Source organism: Thermocrinis jamiesonii, assembly GCF_000702425.1.
Classification (GTDB): Bacteria; Aquificota; Aquificia; order Aquificales; family Aquificaceae; genus Thermocrinis; species Thermocrinis jamiesonii.
This window is the reverse complement of sequence record NZ_JNIE01000002.1, coordinates 1-13,196: the sequence shown is the minus strand read 5'-3', so window position 1 is coordinate 13,196 and position 13,196 is coordinate 1. Positions and strand designations below refer to the sequence as shown.

At 41.8% G+C, this 13,196-nt stretch carries 22 protein-coding genes; 5 read left to right on the top strand and 17 right to left on the bottom strand.

The features are described from left to right. The first annotated feature begins 61 nt into the window (after nt 1–61). The 5 genes from rpsF to ccsB are packed head-to-tail and all read left to right on the top strand — an operon-like array spanning nt 62 to nt 2,429. Entirely contained in the window at nt 62–397 is a 336-nt protein-coding gene (gene rpsF, locus K217_RS0100145) for a 30S ribosomal protein S6 (RefSeq protein ID WP_029551112.1), read from the top strand. Further along, a complete protein-coding gene (gene ssb / locus K217_RS0100140; RefSeq protein WP_029551111.1) occupies nt 390–797 on the top strand; it encodes a single-stranded DNA-binding protein in 408 nt (135 codons plus the stop codon). Before rpsF ends, ssb begins: the two co-directional genes overlap by 8 nt. Before the next feature lie 12 nt (nt 798–809). After that, the gene (rpsR, locus tag K217_RS0100135; RefSeq protein ID WP_029551110.1) at nt 810–1,028 is read left to right on the top strand and encodes a 30S ribosomal protein S18; all 219 of its coding nucleotides are present in this window, start codon (nt 810–812) and stop codon (nt 1,026–1,028) included. A 13-nt stretch (nt 1,029–1,041) separates the two neighbouring features. Then, entirely contained in the window at nt 1,042–1,488 is a 447-nt protein-coding gene (rplI, locus tag K217_RS0100130; RefSeq protein ID WP_029551109.1) for a 50S ribosomal protein L9, read from the top strand. Nucleotides 1,489–1,505: 17 nt separating this feature from the next. Next, nucleotides 1,506–2,429 (top strand): c-type cytochrome biogenesis protein CcsB, encoded by a 924-nt coding sequence (gene ccsB, locus K217_RS0100125; RefSeq protein WP_029551108.1) that lies wholly within the window; start codon nt 1,506–1,508, stop codon nt 2,427–2,429. Here ccsB and K217_RS0100120 read toward each other — a convergent pair. From K217_RS0100120 to K217_RS0100040, 17 genes are all read right to left on the bottom strand, one after another. Then, on the bottom strand, nt 2,426–3,649 hold the full coding sequence (locus tag K217_RS0100120; RefSeq protein ID WP_029551107.1) for an EAL and HDOD domain-containing protein: 1,224 nt from the start codon (nt 3,647–3,649) through the stop codon (nt 2,426–2,428). The two genes, ccsB and K217_RS0100120, sit on opposite strands and share 4 nt — an antisense overlap. Nucleotides 3,650–3,727: 78 nt before the next feature. Then, nucleotides 3,728–4,840 (bottom strand): 5-(carboxyamino)imidazole ribonucleotide synthase, encoded by a 1,113-nt coding sequence (locus K217_RS0100115; protein WP_038028050.1) that lies wholly within the window; start codon nt 4,838–4,840, stop codon nt 3,728–3,730. Further along, a complete protein-coding gene (locus K217_RS0100110; RefSeq protein ID WP_029551105.1) occupies nt 4,840–6,546 on the bottom strand; it encodes an FAD-dependent oxidoreductase in 1,707 nt (568 codons plus the stop codon). The genes K217_RS0100115 and K217_RS0100110 overlap by 1 nt, the downstream gene beginning before the upstream one ends. 14 nt (nt 6,547–6,560) lie before the next feature. After that, a complete protein-coding gene (locus K217_RS0100105) occupies nt 6,561–6,800 on the bottom strand; it encodes a hypothetical protein (protein ID WP_029551104.1) in 240 nt (79 codons plus the stop codon). Beyond that, nucleotides 6,794–7,135 (bottom strand): DsrE family protein, encoded by a 342-nt coding sequence (locus K217_RS0100100; protein WP_029551103.1) that lies wholly within the window; start codon nt 7,133–7,135, stop codon nt 6,794–6,796. The genes K217_RS0100105 and K217_RS0100100 overlap by 7 nt, the downstream gene beginning before the upstream one ends. Beyond that, complete coding sequence (gene rpsQ / locus K217_RS0100095) at nt 7,132–7,410, bottom strand: 30S ribosomal protein S17 (RefSeq protein WP_029551102.1); 279 nt, start codon at nt 7,408–7,410, stop codon at nt 7,132–7,134. The genes K217_RS0100100 and rpsQ overlap by 4 nt, the downstream gene beginning before the upstream one ends. Continuing rightward, entirely contained in the window at nt 7,407–7,607 is a 201-nt protein-coding gene (gene rpmC / locus K217_RS0100090; RefSeq protein WP_029551101.1) for a 50S ribosomal protein L29, read from the bottom strand. Before rpmC ends, rpsQ begins: the two co-directional genes overlap by 4 nt. Beyond that, on the bottom strand, nt 7,604–8,032 hold the full coding sequence (gene rplP / locus K217_RS0100085) for a 50S ribosomal protein L16 (protein WP_029551100.1): 429 nt from the start codon (nt 8,030–8,032) through the stop codon (nt 7,604–7,606). Before rplP ends, rpmC begins: the two co-directional genes overlap by 4 nt. 1 nt (nt 8,033) lies before the next feature. After that, nucleotides 8,034–8,732, bottom strand: a complete 699-nt coding sequence (gene rpsC / locus K217_RS0100080; RefSeq protein ID WP_029551099.1) for a 30S ribosomal protein S3 — start codon at nt 8,730–8,732, stop codon at nt 8,034–8,036. Continuing rightward, nucleotides 8,732–9,067, bottom strand: a complete 336-nt coding sequence (rplV, locus tag K217_RS0100075) for a 50S ribosomal protein L22 (RefSeq protein WP_029551098.1) — start codon at nt 9,065–9,067, stop codon at nt 8,732–8,734. Before rplV ends, rpsC begins: the two co-directional genes overlap by 1 nt. A gap of 9 nt (nt 9,068–9,076) precedes the next feature. Further along, nucleotides 9,077–9,373, bottom strand: a complete 297-nt coding sequence (gene rpsS, locus K217_RS07750; RefSeq protein ID WP_038028064.1) for a 30S ribosomal protein S19 — start codon at nt 9,371–9,373, stop codon at nt 9,077–9,079. Between the two features lie 158 nt (nt 9,374–9,531). After that, complete coding sequence (gene rplB, locus K217_RS0100065; protein ID WP_029551096.1) at nt 9,532–10,404, bottom strand: 50S ribosomal protein L2; 873 nt, start codon at nt 10,402–10,404, stop codon at nt 9,532–9,534. A 4-nt stretch (nt 10,405–10,408) separates the two neighbouring features. Further along, nucleotides 10,409–10,708, bottom strand: a complete 300-nt coding sequence (gene rplW / locus K217_RS0100060; RefSeq protein ID WP_029551095.1) for a 50S ribosomal protein L23 — start codon at nt 10,706–10,708, stop codon at nt 10,409–10,411. Further along, nucleotides 10,705–11,292 carry a 50S ribosomal protein L4 gene (rplD, locus tag K217_RS0100055; RefSeq protein WP_029551094.1) on the bottom strand — a complete coding sequence of 196 codons (588 nt, stop codon included), beginning with the start codon at nt 11,290–11,292 and terminating at the stop codon, nt 10,705–10,707. The genes rplW and rplD overlap by 4 nt, the downstream gene beginning before the upstream one ends. Next, entirely contained in the window at nt 11,289–11,993 is a 705-nt protein-coding gene (gene rplC, locus K217_RS0100050; protein ID WP_029551093.1) for a 50S ribosomal protein L3, read from the bottom strand. Before rplC ends, rplD begins: the two co-directional genes overlap by 4 nt. A 2-nt stretch (nt 11,994–11,995) precedes the next feature. Next, nucleotides 11,996–12,310 carry a 30S ribosomal protein S10 gene (gene rpsJ, locus K217_RS0100045; protein WP_029551092.1) on the bottom strand — a complete coding sequence of 105 codons (315 nt, stop codon included), beginning with the start codon at nt 12,308–12,310 and terminating at the stop codon, nt 11,996–11,998. A gap of 10 nt (nt 12,311–12,320) precedes the next feature. After that, nucleotides 12,321–13,196, bottom strand: an 876-nt coding sequence (locus tag K217_RS0100040) for an elongation factor Tu (protein ID WP_029551091.1), incomplete at its 5' end; no start/stop codon positions are given.

The following is a 13,196-nucleotide window of genomic DNA, read 5'->3' as shown; positions in this document are numbered from 1 at the left end:
AAAAGACTAAACCTTGTTCCCACTGGCATTAGTGGGGACCTAAAAAGGCCAGGAGGTTGCTATGGCAAAGAGGTATTACGAGACTACAAGATACTACGAAAGTGTGATAGTTCTAAAGCCTACTCTTTCGGAAGAGGAAGTAAGCAGAAGGGTGCAGGAGATAAAGGACTATATAGCCAAGAAGGGTGGTGAGGTGCTCGGCGTAACAGATTGGGGGCTAAAGCAGTTAGCCTACAGAATAAATCACTTCAGCAGTGGAAGGTATTTTATCATTCAGATCAAATCAAGCAATCCAGAATTGCCCAATGATTTGGATTTTTATTACAGGATAAACGAAGATGTAATAAGGTGGTTAAACTTTCGGGTGAGCGAAAAGGAGATCACAACCAATGCTTAACAAAGTGATCATAATAGGTAACTTGGTAAGGGACCCTTCAATAATTTACCTACCTTCCGGCACACAAGTTGCTGAGTTTTCCATAGCTTACAACAGAAGATTCAAGGTTAGGGACGAATGGAGAGAAGAAACACACTTTTTTGATGTAAGAGCCTACGGTAGGTTGGCAGAAAGTCTTAGCACAAGGCTTTTTAAAGGCTATACAGTGGTAATAGAAGGAAGACTTTCTCAGGATAGATGGATAGATAAAGAGGGAAAAAACCAAAGTAGGGTTAGAATAGTGGCAGAATCTGTTAGGATTGTAAGAAAACCAAAAATGGAAGAACCTATAGAAGAGGAGGTATTGCCTAAGGAAATGGAGAATCCTTTTCCTTCCGAAGAAGACGAACTATCATTTTAAGGAGGTTTTAGCATGGAGATAAAAAGGAGCGCAAAAAAAACCTGTTACTTTTGCGAGAAAGGCAAGAACCCGTCCTACAAAAACTATGAAGAACTTACCAAGTTTATATCCGAAAGAGGCAAAATAATAGGTAGAAGGCACACTGGTGTATGTGCCAAGCATCAGCGTATATTAGCCAGAGAAATAAAAAGGGCAAGACAGTTGGCTCTAATGCCTTACGTTATCATCTGAGGAGGTAAGTAAGATGAAAGTGGTGCTTCTCAGAGAACTGGAAGGTTATGGCAATATGGGAGATGTGATAAACGTAAAGGACGGATTTGCGCGTAACTATCTAATACCCAAAGGTATAGCACTTCCTGCCACGGAATCAAACTTAAGACACGTCAAAAGTATAATCTCCCAAAAACTTAGGAAGCTTCAAAAAGAAAAAGAAAAGGCTTTGGCTTTGGCGAAAAAATTGGAAGGCTTTATGTTGGAAATAAAGCATCCTGTGGGTGAAAAGGGAAAACTCTATGGTTCGGTAACAAGTGCAGAGATTGCCAAAGCCCTCAGTGAAAAAGGGTTTGAAATAGATAGAAAAAAGATAATTCTTAGCAAACCTATAAGGGAAGTGGGAATATACACTGTGCAAATAAAACTCCACCCGGAGGTTGAGGTTCAGATAAAAGTTGACGTGCAACCTCAGAAGTAGGTTTTATATTTAAAAGTATGAGAAATGTATTAGTAAAGGATAGTTTTCTAAGTAGGCAAGGTTTTTGGTTATTCCTAGCCTTTGGGCTTATGCTCTCCGTTCTACTTTCCTTTCTTCCCTACGATAATACTTTTTGGTATAAATCCGCTACAATACTTTACGGGCTTTCCATCCTATTATATCTTTCTGTGTTCCTAACAAAGGAGGGTTTACTGTACCACGCATCAAGTGTTACACTTTTCTTAGGCTTACTTTTGAACTTAACCGGTATGATAAGGAGAAGCATACAGACTTATGAAATGGGTGCTTTTCATCCACCATGGTCCAATCTATTTGAGGCTTTAACCTTTTGGAGCTTTGTAACGGGTGCGATTTATTTAATCATAGAAAGAAAATACGGTGTAAAGCTCTTAGGTTTGTTTGTGCTACCAGTTGTATTTGGATTGTCTCTTTTTGCGGTTTACAAAGCAAATGCAGAAATAGTGCCTTTAATGCCGGCGCTGAGAAGCTATTGGTTATACCTGCATGTTGTAACTGCCTTTGTTGGTTATGCAGGTTTTACGGTTGCCTTTGCTGGCGCGGTTTTGTATCTGCTAAAAGAAAAGAAACCAAACTTAAACTTCTTACCATCTTTGGATATTCTGGATGAAATTGCCTATAAATCGGTGGTTACAGTGTTTCCCATATGGACTGCCTCCATCATCTTAGGTGCAGCTTGGGCTAACGAAGCATGGGGAGGTTACTGGAGCTGGGACCCGAAAGAAGTATGGTCCCTTATAGTTTGGCTCTTCTTTGGTGCTTACCTTCATACAAGGCAAATGCTTGGCTGGAGAGGGACAAAAAGCGCATGGCTGTTAGTTTTTGGATTTATAAACGTGCTAATATGCTTTTTTGCAATAAATCTTTTCTTTCCGGGACTTCACAGCTACGCGACAGACTAAGAAAACTCTTCTTCAACCATTCTTGATTCTTTTATTGCCTCTTCTACTATTGAATGTAGTTCCTGCTTTGTAATACCCAAAGTTTTGGCAACTTTTTCTATAACCTTACTATCTGTGGAGTCTTCTATCAACTCTACCAAAGAAAGTATAAAACTCAACTCATTAGGCTTTCTCTCAAGAGCATCCTGAATTTCTTTGTCCAGTCCCAACTGTGAAGCTATCTCCTTGGGTTCTTGCCCAAAGATCTGCCAGGATAAGGAAAACAAACCAACCAAGTGAGCTTTCCCTTTCAAACCTGGAGCATAAATCTCTGCCAATTTTTCCGACAGGCTAGCCCTATAAAGAGCCTTTTTCCAATATTCTTTTTCTTTTTCTCCTACAAACATTTCGGAAAGGGCAAGGATTATCACAAATTTAACTATGTTATCAAAACCCAAACGAACTATTGCTTCCTCTAAGGTGCCTATTTTTTTAATTCTACGGAACATAGCGGAGTTAGCAAACTTCAGCAATTTATATGTTGCTCCCACATCCTGTTCTAAAATATTAGCGACTCGTTTTAAATCACCTTCTTTCAGGGCTTTGTAAAGCTTAAATAAAGTACCTTTGAGATAAACTATAGCTTTTGTATCCTTTAAGAGTACGGGAGGGGAAAGGTAGTTACCCTGAAAATAGTTAAAACCGAGTTCTTTTGCCATTTTATAATCTTCCTCCGTTTCTATATTTTTGGCTATTGCACCCTTTTTTAAACTTTTGAGTATAGCTATTACTTCCTTTAGCTCCACCAGATTGTAAGGGTTGTTTTTAATATTTATCTTGACAAAATGGGCTTTGTTTAAAATGGGTAGATAATCTATCCTCTCAAACCCAAAATCATCTATACAAAACTTAAAACCTCTTTTAAGTAAAATGTCTATAGCGTCGTAGGTTTGATTTGTTATACTTTTGTTTTCCACTAACTCTATGCCAACGTATTCTGGGGAAACAAGGTCAAACATAGAAGCTTCCAAAAATACGGCAGGCACATTCACAAAAACCAACTTTCCTCCACCAACTTTGTACATACCCAATTCCACTAATAGATCTACCGCAATACTGGTAGCCTTTAATGGATCTAGATTTTGAGGATGTTTTCCCGTTTCTCTATCTTGCAAAAATACCTCCCAGAAAACTACGTTGTTGTGCTTATCGTATATAGCTTGCCTACTTAATACATGCATAAATAGAAAACCTCTTCAGCAAGGTTAAAGCATATAGCAAGCATCCTGTGTTAAATTATAGCATGGAAATACTATGGCTTAAACCGTATACTCGTATGTATCAAGCTTAGGTGTAATACTATATTTCAGAATATCAAAAAGTAGAGTTTTTAAAATGACATCCACCTCCTCCTGACTATCTCCCACAACGTTTATATGTCCCATTTTCCTTCTGGATCTTTTTTCCTTTCCGTACCAGTAAAGCTTAGACCCTTCTAAGGAAAGGATCCTTTTTATGTCTATCTCTTCGTAAGATTTGCCGATTATGTTTATCATACCAGAAGGGCTTTTCAGCTTTGTAGAACCAAGGGGTAAGCCTGAGATTGCTCTAAGTAGGTTTTCAAACTGGGAGGTGTAACAGCCGTCCAAAGTCCAGTGACCCGTATTGTGCGTCCTGGGAGCCATTTCGTTTATAAGTATGTGTCCATCCTTTGTGTGAAAAAACTCAACGCACAGAATTCCAACGATATTTAGCTCTTCCATCAAAGATATGACTATCTCCTGAGCAAGCGGAAGATTTAAGTCAGCGGTTTTGTTGTAGATAAGGATCCCCTCCTCGTGATAGTTTATTGTTGGTGGATATAGTTTTATTTCTCCTTTATCGTTTCTGACACCTATTATGGAAAACTCAAAATCAAAATCTACAAATTCTTCCACCAAAAATCTCTCTTCCTCTCTGTGGTTCATCATGACGGTCTTAAGTTTTTCCCCGTTCCTTATCAAGTACTGACCCTTTCCGTCATAGCCCAAACTTTCTGCTTTTACTACCACAGGCAATTTAAACGTAGAAACAACCCTGCTTAAGTCTTTCCCAAAGGCTACCGCAAAGTTTGGCACAGGATAGCCCCCTCTTTTTAGAAACAGCTTTTCTTCCACTTTGCTTTTTTTAAGCTTTAGAACTTCCACAGAAGGCAAAGTTATATGAGAAACACTTTCCAACACCTCGTCGGGAATGTGTTCAAATTCATAAGTTACAACATCGCAAAGTTTTGCAAACTCATCCACTTCGGAGTAATCAAAGCATCTATCTGCTGCCTTACAAGCGGGAGAATCTTTTGATTTGTCCAAGACTAAAAACTCAAAACCGAGCTTTTTACCCTCAAGTATAGTCATCCAGCCAAGCTGTCCTCCACCCAATATACCTATTTTCATCAGTAAGTCCTTTGGGCAGGTTGGTATTTAAGTATGCTTACAGGTATATATTCAATCACAAGTTTGTCATCCCTTTGATATACCAGTGTATGCTTGAGAAAGTTTTTGTCGTCTCTGTTAGGGTAATCTTCCCTTGTGTGACTTCCCCTTGATTCTTTTCTGTGAAGGGCAGAATAGGCTACTACCCTAGCTAACTCCAGCATGTTTCTAAGTTCTAAAACTTCCACCAAGTTTGTGTTGAAGATTTTGCTCTTGTCCACCACCGGTATGGCTTCCCATCTTTCCAAAAGCTCGCTAAGCTCTTTATACGCTTCTTGCAAAGATCTTTCATCCCTAAATATTCCCACCTTTTCCCAGGTTATCTCGCCCATCCTTTTCCTTATGTCAGCCAACTTTTCAGACCCTTCCCTGTTCATTAATCTTTCTATGAACTCTATGTTCTTCTTCCTTTCCGCCTCGGTCAAAGGTAACCAATCTACCTGTTTGGCATACTCCCTTGCGGATATACCACAGAATTTACCAAAAACAAGGATTTCCGTTAGAGAGTTTCCTCCCAATCTGTTGGCCCCATGCACGGATACACACGCGCATTCTCCTACGGCGTAGAGTCCTTCCAGCTCTGTAGCACTGGTTCTGTAATTAACTACATGTATGCCTCCCATACAGTAGTGGGCGGTTGGCCTAATGGGAACCAGCTCTTTAACTGGGTCGACACCCTCAAAGTCTATAGCAAGCTGGCGCACTTGTGGAAGTCTTTCTTTTATCTTAGCCTCTCCCAAATGTCTCAGATCTAAATAAACATAGGCGCTTGTGCCACTGCCTACACCCCTTCCCTCTTTGATTTCATACTCTATTGCCCTTGAGACCATATCTCTTGGTGCTAGTTCCATCTTTTCTGGAGCATACCTTTTCATAAACCTCTCACCCAGCGCGTTTAGAAGGTATCCTCCTTCACCTCTACAGGCTTCGGAAAGGAGTATGCCCGTCTTTGCCAAGCCTGTGGGGTGGAATTGGATAAACTCCATGTCCTTTAGTGCCAAGCCAGCCCTAAAAGCAACAGCTACACCGTCTCCGGTGTTTCCAACTGCGTTTGTGCTTCTTTGCCAGTAAATTCTAGCAAAACCGCCCGTAGCCAAAATAACCGCCTTTGCTTCAATGTTTAACACTTCTCCGTTCTTTATGTCATAAACCGAAACTCCCTTTACTCTAACACCATTGTGGATTATGTCTAAGAGAAAGTATTCGTTGTAAAAGTCTATATTGTCGCGGGCTAACGCCTGTTCAAATAGAGTGTGAAGTATAACATGGCCTGTCCTGTCTGCGGAGAAAACTGTCCTTGGAAAAGATGCTCCGCCAAAGGGCCTTTGGGCTATCCTTCCATCCGGAAGACGTGAAAAGGGAACACCCCATCTGTCAAGTTCGTATATAATGTCAGGCGCATTTTCACACATAAAGAAAACCGCATCCTGATCCGCTAAAAAGTCCGAGCCTTTTATTGTATCAAAGGCGTGGGATTCGGGCGAATCTTCTGGGATAACATTACCAAGGGACGCATTTATACCTCCTTGGGCTGCGCCTGTGTGGGAACGAGTAGGATAAACCTTGGAAATGACCGCCACTCTAATGTTGGGGTCCATGCTCGCCTCAATTGCGGCCCTCAAACCTGCACCACCTGCTCCTACTATAACCACATCGTACCTTGCCATAGAGTATGATTATATTACCAAACTACTATCCTTTGTGCCTTTAAAATAAGCTCTGCTATCTCTTCGTAAGACTTTAGCTTTTCTTCTGGGATCTTCAGACCTCTGTCTCGGACGTCTTCCTTGCACGCAAACCAATCCCTTCTGGATGGAAACCTCAGAACCGCATCCTGAATTAACACAACCACATCCCCTTCTTCCAACAGATCCGAACTAAAATCTCCCAGCTTTCTTACCAACCAAAGGGTTCTTACCATACGAGCACCGCTTCCGAAGAGGCTAAAATCCTTTTAATTTGCTCAATGTTTATAAACTCCACATCTTTTACGAAGTCCCCTTTTTTTAGCCCCCTTTCCTCTGCAGAAAGGTCCTCTACGAAAAGTTTAACGTTCACATACTCAAGATTCTCTATTAGCTTCTCAAAACCAGAAATTAAAAGATTTTCCCAGTTGCATCTTGTCAAGGTATAAACTCCATCTTTAAAAAAAATTATAAAAACTTCGTGGTTTATGCCCAAGGCTAAGCCCACACGCAAAGCTTCATGAGCTTTCCAAGAAAAAGGATCTCCTTTTATCAAGAGCACAATCTTCATTCAAGTTGGGTTTGGGCTCTCTGCAGTATTTTAACTACCACCCACCTTTTAGTCTTTGATAGAGGTCTCGTTTCCCTTATGACAACTACATCCCCTACTTTGCATTGATTTTCTGGGTCATGAGCATGATATTTTTTACTTCTTATTATGTGTTTTTTGTAAATTGGGTGTTGCACTTTTCTATCTACCCTAACTACAACTGTTTTATCCATTTTATCGCTCACAACAACACCCACAAACTCCTTTCTTTTTTCGTGCCATTTTTTTTCTTTCATGCTTCACCCCTCAGCTGTTTTTGTCTAATGATAGTTAAAACCCTTGCTAAGTCCTTTCTCTTTTTTCTAATAATCATCTTGTCTTTTAAACCTTCAATCTTTTTCTTAAAACGCAGTTCCAAGATCTCTTTTCTAAGTTCTTTTTCTTTGTTTAACAACTCTTCAATTGAGAGCTTTGCCAGTTCTTTTGCTTTCATCCTCCAACACCTCCATGTTTCTTTACCAGTCTGACCTTTATGGGTAGTTTGGAAGATACTAACCTGCAGGCTTCTTCTGCAACCTCTTCCGACACACCGGAGAATTCATAAAGTATCCTTCCGGGTCTTACGACTGCTACGAAACCTTCCGGATCACCCTTTCCACCACCCATACGCACTTCATTGGGCTTTCTGGTATAGGGCTTATCGGGGAATATGGTTATCCATATCTTTGCTCCTTTGCGAAGGCTCCTAACCAGCGCAACTCTACCCGCTTCTATTTGCCTTTGGGTTAGCCAGCAAGCTTCTAAAGCCTGTATGCCGTATTCACCAAAAGATACTTTGTTACCCCTAAAGGCTTTGCCTTTTAGCGTTCCTCTTTGCTGTTTCCTAAACTTTGTCTTTTTAGGTGCAAGAAAGGACATGTTAGCTTACCTCCTTCTCCGCTTTCTTTAAGTCTTCCTCTATCTTCTTGACGATCTCTTCTTTACCTGCTTTTAGCACGTCACCCTTGTATATCCAAACCTTCACACCCAAAACTCCATACTTTGTCTGAGCTACTGCAAAACCGTAGTCTATATCAGCTCTCAGAGTTTGGAGAGGCATCCTTCCCACCAAAAACCATTCAGCCCTTGCCAACTCTGCACCACCTATTCTTCCCTTCACCTGAATTTTAACACCCTTTGCGCCAGCCTTAAGTGCGTTGTCTATTGCTCTCTTCATAGCTCTTCTGTGGGAAACTCTCCTCTCTATTTGCAGAGCTATTTCTTCTGCTACCAGCTGAGCGTCCAACTCAGGAACCCTAACCTCTTCTACGTTTATGTTGTAATTATAGCCTGGAGCAATGCTGAGTAGGTCCTTCTTAAGCTGTTCTACCTCCGCACCCTTACGACCGATTATGATCCCGGGCCTTGCTACACTTATCCTTATTCTTACTTTCTCCGCCGCCCTTTCAATTATGATTTTGGAAATACCCGCTGCGCTATATCTTTTCTTTATGTACTCCTTAATCTTTAAGTCCTGATGCAAAAGCTTAGTGTAGTCTCTTTTATCCGCATACCACCTGGAGTTCCAGTCTTTTATAATTCCTATCCTAAAACCTATGGGATGCGTTTTTTGCCCCATCAGTCTTCCTCCTTCTTCTCCTCTAACTCTATGGTTATGTGGGAGGTTCTCTTTCTCACCATCGTAGCCCTTCCGTGTGCTCTTGGAATCCACTTTTTGTACATAGGACCCTCGTCTGCGACAGCCTTTTTTATGTATAACCTGTCAAGGTTCATACCCTTTTGCTCCGCATTTGCCAATGCGCTTTTTAAGACCCCTTCCACTATCCTTGCGGCCTTTTTGGGAATAAACTTTAGTTGATAAAGTGCATCACTCGCTTTTGCTCCCTGTATTATCCTTAGCACTTGCCTTGCCTTTATAGGAGAAATTCTTGCGTACCTTAAAACTGCCCGCATGCTTTCACCTCACTTTTTCTTGGCCACCTTTGAGGACTTATCCGGGTGGCCTTTAAATGTCCTCGTTGGAGCAAACTCACCCAACTTATGACCTACCATATCAGAAGTAATATAAACTGGAACGAAAGTTTTACCGTTATGAACCGCTATCGTATGACCCACGAACTCTGGTATTATTGTAGTGTCCCTACTGTAGGTTTTTATCACCTTTCTTTCTCCCGTTTGGTTCATTTTTCTTATTCTATACCAAAGCTTTGGATCTACCCAAGCCTTCTTATCCACGAGTTTTCTGTATTCATCCCAAATCGCTTTGTATTTTTCGTATGCTTTTTGGAATAACTCTGGCGTATGCTGAACCTTTCTAACTTTTTTGTAAGCCTTCTGGACTTTTTTGTAAAGTTTCAGAAAAGTGTCCAGATCTTCTATTAGCTTATTCCTTTTGTTCCAAGCACCCTTAAAACCCATTACTTAATACCCTCCTTAAGAGGTATGCCTTTCCTGTTAACTAAGATAAACTTGTCTGAATACTTTTTGCCCCTTCTTGTCTTGTATCCTTTTGTCTTCCATCCCCATGGAGACTCTGGATGCTTTCCTTTTGTTTTACCTTCACCACCACCGTGGGGATGATCCACAGGGTTCATAGCTGTTCCCCTTGTGTGAGGCCTCCACCCAAGCCAACGGTACCTTCCAGCCTTTCCGTATTTAACAAGCTCATGTTCAGCTAGTCCGACAGCTCCAACCGTAGCCATACATCTTTCATGAATAAGCCTTATTTCACCCGATGGAAGTCTTACTTGCACATAATCATCTACCTTACCTATTACCTGGGCAGAAGTTCCAGCGGACCTTACCAACTGCCCACCCTTACCTGGATGTAGCTCTATGTTATGAATGATAGTTCCCACTGGAATAAACTTTAGAGGTAAAGCGTTTCCGGGTTTTATCTCCGGAAGCTCCTTGCCTGCAATTGCATCTTCGTAGGATATAGAAACTACTGTATCGCCTACCTTCAGTCCTTCTGGCCATATTATGTACCTTTTTTCTCCATCTGCATAATGCAGTAGGGCTATTCGTGCAGACCTGAAAGGATCGTACTCTATGCTTGCAACCTTTGCGGGCACAAGACTCTTGTCTCTCTTAAAGTCTATTATCCTGTATCTCTTCTTGTGGCCTCCGCCTCTGGACCTTACAGTGATCTTTCCGTGAGAGCGCCCTTTGGCTCTCTTGTAAAAGTATGTCAAAGACTTTTCAGGTTCTGACTTTGTTATTTCTGCAAAGTCGTACAGAACCGCATGTCTCTGTCCATTGGTGACCGGTTTTAACTTTTTCACACCCATGTTTTTACCTCACATTAGCAAGATCAATTTCTTGAGATGGGTCTATAGTAACTATGGCCTTCTTGTAAGCTTTTGTATATCCATACTTTCTGAATTTACCAAAAACCCTCTTCTTCTTTGGTTTTACTATCATGGTGTTTACCTTAAGAACCTTGACGCCAAAGAGCTTTTCTACAGCATACTTAATTTCATGTTTTGTGGCATCCATTGCCACTTCAAAGGTGTATTTTTTGTAATCTTCCATAAGTCTGTTGCTTTTTTCTGTAATTATTGGTCTTATGATTATGTCCTCTGGCCTTTTCATGAACCCAACCTCTCGTAAATTTTGTCAAGGGCTGGTTTGGTTATTATCAAATAGTCCGCCCAAAGAGTGTCATAAACATTAAGTCCTTCCACAGGAAGGACCTTTGCGTTCTGTAAATTTCTGAAAGATTTTTCCACTACTTGATCTCTTTCAGCAATTACAACCAAAACCTTTTTCTCTTCCAAGCCATTGGCTTTTAAGAATTCCACGGCCTTTTTTGTTTTTGGAACCTCTCCAATATTTATGCTATCCACCAATACTATTGCATTTTCCTTAGCCTTTGCGGAAAGAGCCATCTTTAGCGCCAACTTCCTTACTTTCTTAGGCAGAGGGTAGTAGTAATCCCTTGGTTTAGGACCGTGTGCTACACCACCTCCTACAAAGATGTTTGCTCCTCTGTCTCCATGTCTTGCGTTTCCTGTTCCCTTTTGGGGATAAAGCTTTCTTCCACTGTAAGCTACTTCGCCTCTAGTTTTGGTGCTGTGTGTTCCTTGCCTTCTTTTGGCAAGTTGCCACTTTACCACTTCCCACAAAATATGCTTCTTAACCTCAAGCCCAAATATATCTTCCCTCAACTCACTCATGCTTCACTCCTAAGGATGTTCTCTGGAATGTGTTTTATTCTATTTAGTTTCAACCTCTGTGATCTTCTGTTTGCTATCTTGCTCTTTTCTATAATCAGTATTCCCTTTGGGTGACCAGGTACTGAACCTTTCACAAGCATTACTCCTTTATCGGGCAACACATCCACCACCAAAAGGGATTGAACTCTTATCTTCTCCGCACCCCAGTGTCCAGCCATTCTTTTGCCTTTCCACACCCTTCCTGGATCAGTCCTTTGGCCTATAGAACCTACCGCTCTGTGATATCTGTGTCCGTGAGATCTTGGAAAACCGCCAAAGTCCCATCTTTTCATCGCACCAGCAAAACCTCTACCTTTGCTTATCCCAACCACATCCACCAAATCTCCAGGTTTAAAAACATCCTCCAACTTTATTTCTTGTCCCACCTGATAATCTTGGGGATTATCTACTCTAAATTCTTTTAACCTTTTTACCAGAATGGCACCAACCTTTTTTAGATGCCCTATCTCTGGCTTTGTGAGCTTTTTCTCTTTTACTTCAAAGGCACCCAGCTGAACCGCATTGTAACCATCCTTCTCCAACGTGCGAATGGCGGTTACAATATGCTTTGGAACCTTTATAGCAGTAACAGGCACCACTGTGCCGTCTTTCAAGAAAACCCTCGTCATACCCAACTTTATTCCAAAAAGACCCATACTCATGTTTAGCTCCCCATTTTAAGTTCAACGTCTACCCCTGCAGGCAGATTTAGGCTCATCAAAGATTCCACAGTTTGAGGGGTTATCCGAACTATATCCAAAATTCTTTTATGCTCCCTTATTTCAAAGTGTTCTCTAGACTGATCAAACTTGTGAGGAGAGCGTAAAACCACCCATCTTTTTCTTCTTGTAGGCAAGGGAATAGGACCTCTCACTATACCTCCTGTTCTCTTTACCACATCCACTATCTGCCTAACGGATTGATCCAACAATCTATGATCGTAAGATCTTAGCTTTATTCGTATTATGTCCTGCTCCATCCTTTACCCCTCAGTCAAGTATTTTTGTGACAACACCTGCACCTATTGTCTTTCCACCTTCCCTTATGGCAAACCTTAAACCTTCCTCCATCGCTATGGGCTTTATTAGCTCTACCTCAAGCTCCACATTGTCCCCAGGCATCACCATCTCCTGACCCTCCGGTAACTTCACCACCACCCCTGTCACGTCCGCCGTCCTAAAGTAAAACTGCGGTCTGTAATTCACAAAAAACGGACTGTGCCTTCCCCCTTCCTCCTTCGTCAATACATACACCTGTGCCCTAAACCTCCTGTGCGGTGTCACACTCCCAGGCTTTGCCAATACCTGACCCCTCTCCACGTCATCCTTACCTACACCCCTCAAAAGCACTCCTATGTTGTCCCCAGGCAATGCCTCATCAAGAACCTTCCTAAACATCTCTATGGATGTAGCTACTGTCTTTATCGGCTCTTCCCTCAGCCCAACTACCTCCACTTCCTCACCAGGCTTTAACACACCACGCTCTACCCTACCTGTAACCACTGTTCCACGTCCAGATATGCTAAATACGTCCTCTATGGGCATCAAAAATGGTTTGTCTGCTTCCCTCACAGGTGTTGGAATGTATTCGTCCATGGCATTAAGCAGTTCCACTATGGCATTGCACCACTTGTCCGGCTTGCCCGCTTCTAACTCCTGCAATGTCCCTAAGGCTGATCCCCTTATAACCGGCACCTCATCCCCAGGAAATTCATACTTGTTAAGAAGCTCCCTCACCTCAAGCTCCACAAGGTCCAAAAGCTCCGGATCATCCACCATGTCACATTTGTTCATAAACACCACTATGTAAGGAACATTGACCTGCCTTGCCAAAAGCACGTGTTCCCTTGTTTGGGGCATTGGTCC

What these genes read in the sequence shown, in the direction of transcription:
- rpsC (WP_029551099.1), bottom strand. Translation starts at nt 8,732, where the DNA reads ATGGGGCAAAAAACGCATCCCATAGGTTTTAGGATAGGAATTATAAAA.
- rplB (WP_029551096.1), bottom strand. Translation starts at nt 10,404, where the DNA reads ATGGGTGTGAAAAAGTTAAAACCGGTCACCAATGGACAGAGACATGCG.
- rplD (WP_029551094.1), bottom strand. Translation starts at nt 11,292, where the DNA reads ATGAGTGAGTTGAGGGAAGATATATTTGGGCTTGAGGTTAAGAAGCAT.
- K217_RS0100110 (WP_029551105.1), bottom strand. Translation starts at nt 6,546, where the DNA reads ATGGCAAGGTACGATGTGGTTATAGTAGGAGCAGGTGGTGCAGGTTTG.
- K217_RS0100105 (WP_029551104.1), bottom strand. Translation starts at nt 6,800, where the DNA reads ATGGTAAGAACCCTTTGGTTGGTAAGAAAGCTGGGAGATTTTAGTTCG.
- rpsJ (WP_029551092.1), bottom strand. Translation starts at nt 12,310, where the DNA reads ATGGAGCAGGACATAATACGAATAAAGCTAAGATCTTACGATCATAGA.
- rpsF (WP_029551112.1), top strand. Translation starts at nt 62, where the DNA reads ATGGCAAAGAGGTATTACGAGACTACAAGATACTACGAAAGTGTGATA.
- rplP (WP_029551100.1), bottom strand. Translation starts at nt 8,032, where the DNA reads ATGTCCTTTCTTGCACCTAAAAAGACAAAGTTTAGGAAACAGCAAAGA.
- rplC (WP_029551093.1), bottom strand. Translation starts at nt 11,993, where the DNA reads ATGAGTATGGGTCTTTTTGGAATAAAGTTGGGTATGACGAGGGTTTTC.
- rpsR (WP_029551110.1), top strand. Translation starts at nt 810, where the DNA reads ATGGAGATAAAAAGGAGCGCAAAAAAAACCTGTTACTTTTGCGAGAAA.
- K217_RS0100100 (WP_029551103.1), bottom strand. Translation starts at nt 7,135, where the DNA reads ATGAAGATTGTGCTCTTGATAAAAGGAGATCCTTTTTCTTGGAAAGCT.
- rpsQ (WP_029551102.1), bottom strand. Translation starts at nt 7,410, where the DNA reads ATGAAAGAAAAAAAATGGCACGAAAAAAGAAAGGAGTTTGTGGGTGTT.
- rplV (WP_029551098.1), bottom strand. Translation starts at nt 9,067, where the DNA reads ATGCGGGCAGTTTTAAGGTACGCAAGAATTTCTCCTATAAAGGCAAGG.
- rplI (WP_029551109.1), top strand. Translation starts at nt 1,042, where the DNA reads ATGAAAGTGGTGCTTCTCAGAGAACTGGAAGGTTATGGCAATATGGGA.
- K217_RS0100120 (WP_029551107.1), bottom strand. Translation starts at nt 3,649, where the DNA reads ATGCATGTATTAAGTAGGCAAGCTATATACGATAAGCACAACAACGTA.
- rpmC (WP_029551101.1), bottom strand. Translation starts at nt 7,607, where the DNA reads ATGAAAGCAAAAGAACTGGCAAAGCTCTCAATTGAAGAGTTGTTAAAC.
- ssb (WP_029551111.1), top strand. Translation starts at nt 390, where the DNA reads ATGCTTAACAAAGTGATCATAATAGGTAACTTGGTAAGGGACCCTTCA.
- rplW (WP_029551095.1), bottom strand. Translation starts at nt 10,708, where the DNA reads ATGAAAAGGCCAGAGGACATAATCATAAGACCAATAATTACAGAAAAA.
- K217_RS0100115 (WP_038028050.1), bottom strand. Translation starts at nt 4,840, where the DNA reads ATGAAAATAGGTATATTGGGTGGAGGACAGCTTGGCTGGATGACTATA.
- ccsB (WP_029551108.1), top strand. Translation starts at nt 1,506, where the DNA reads ATGAGAAATGTATTAGTAAAGGATAGTTTTCTAAGTAGGCAAGGTTTT.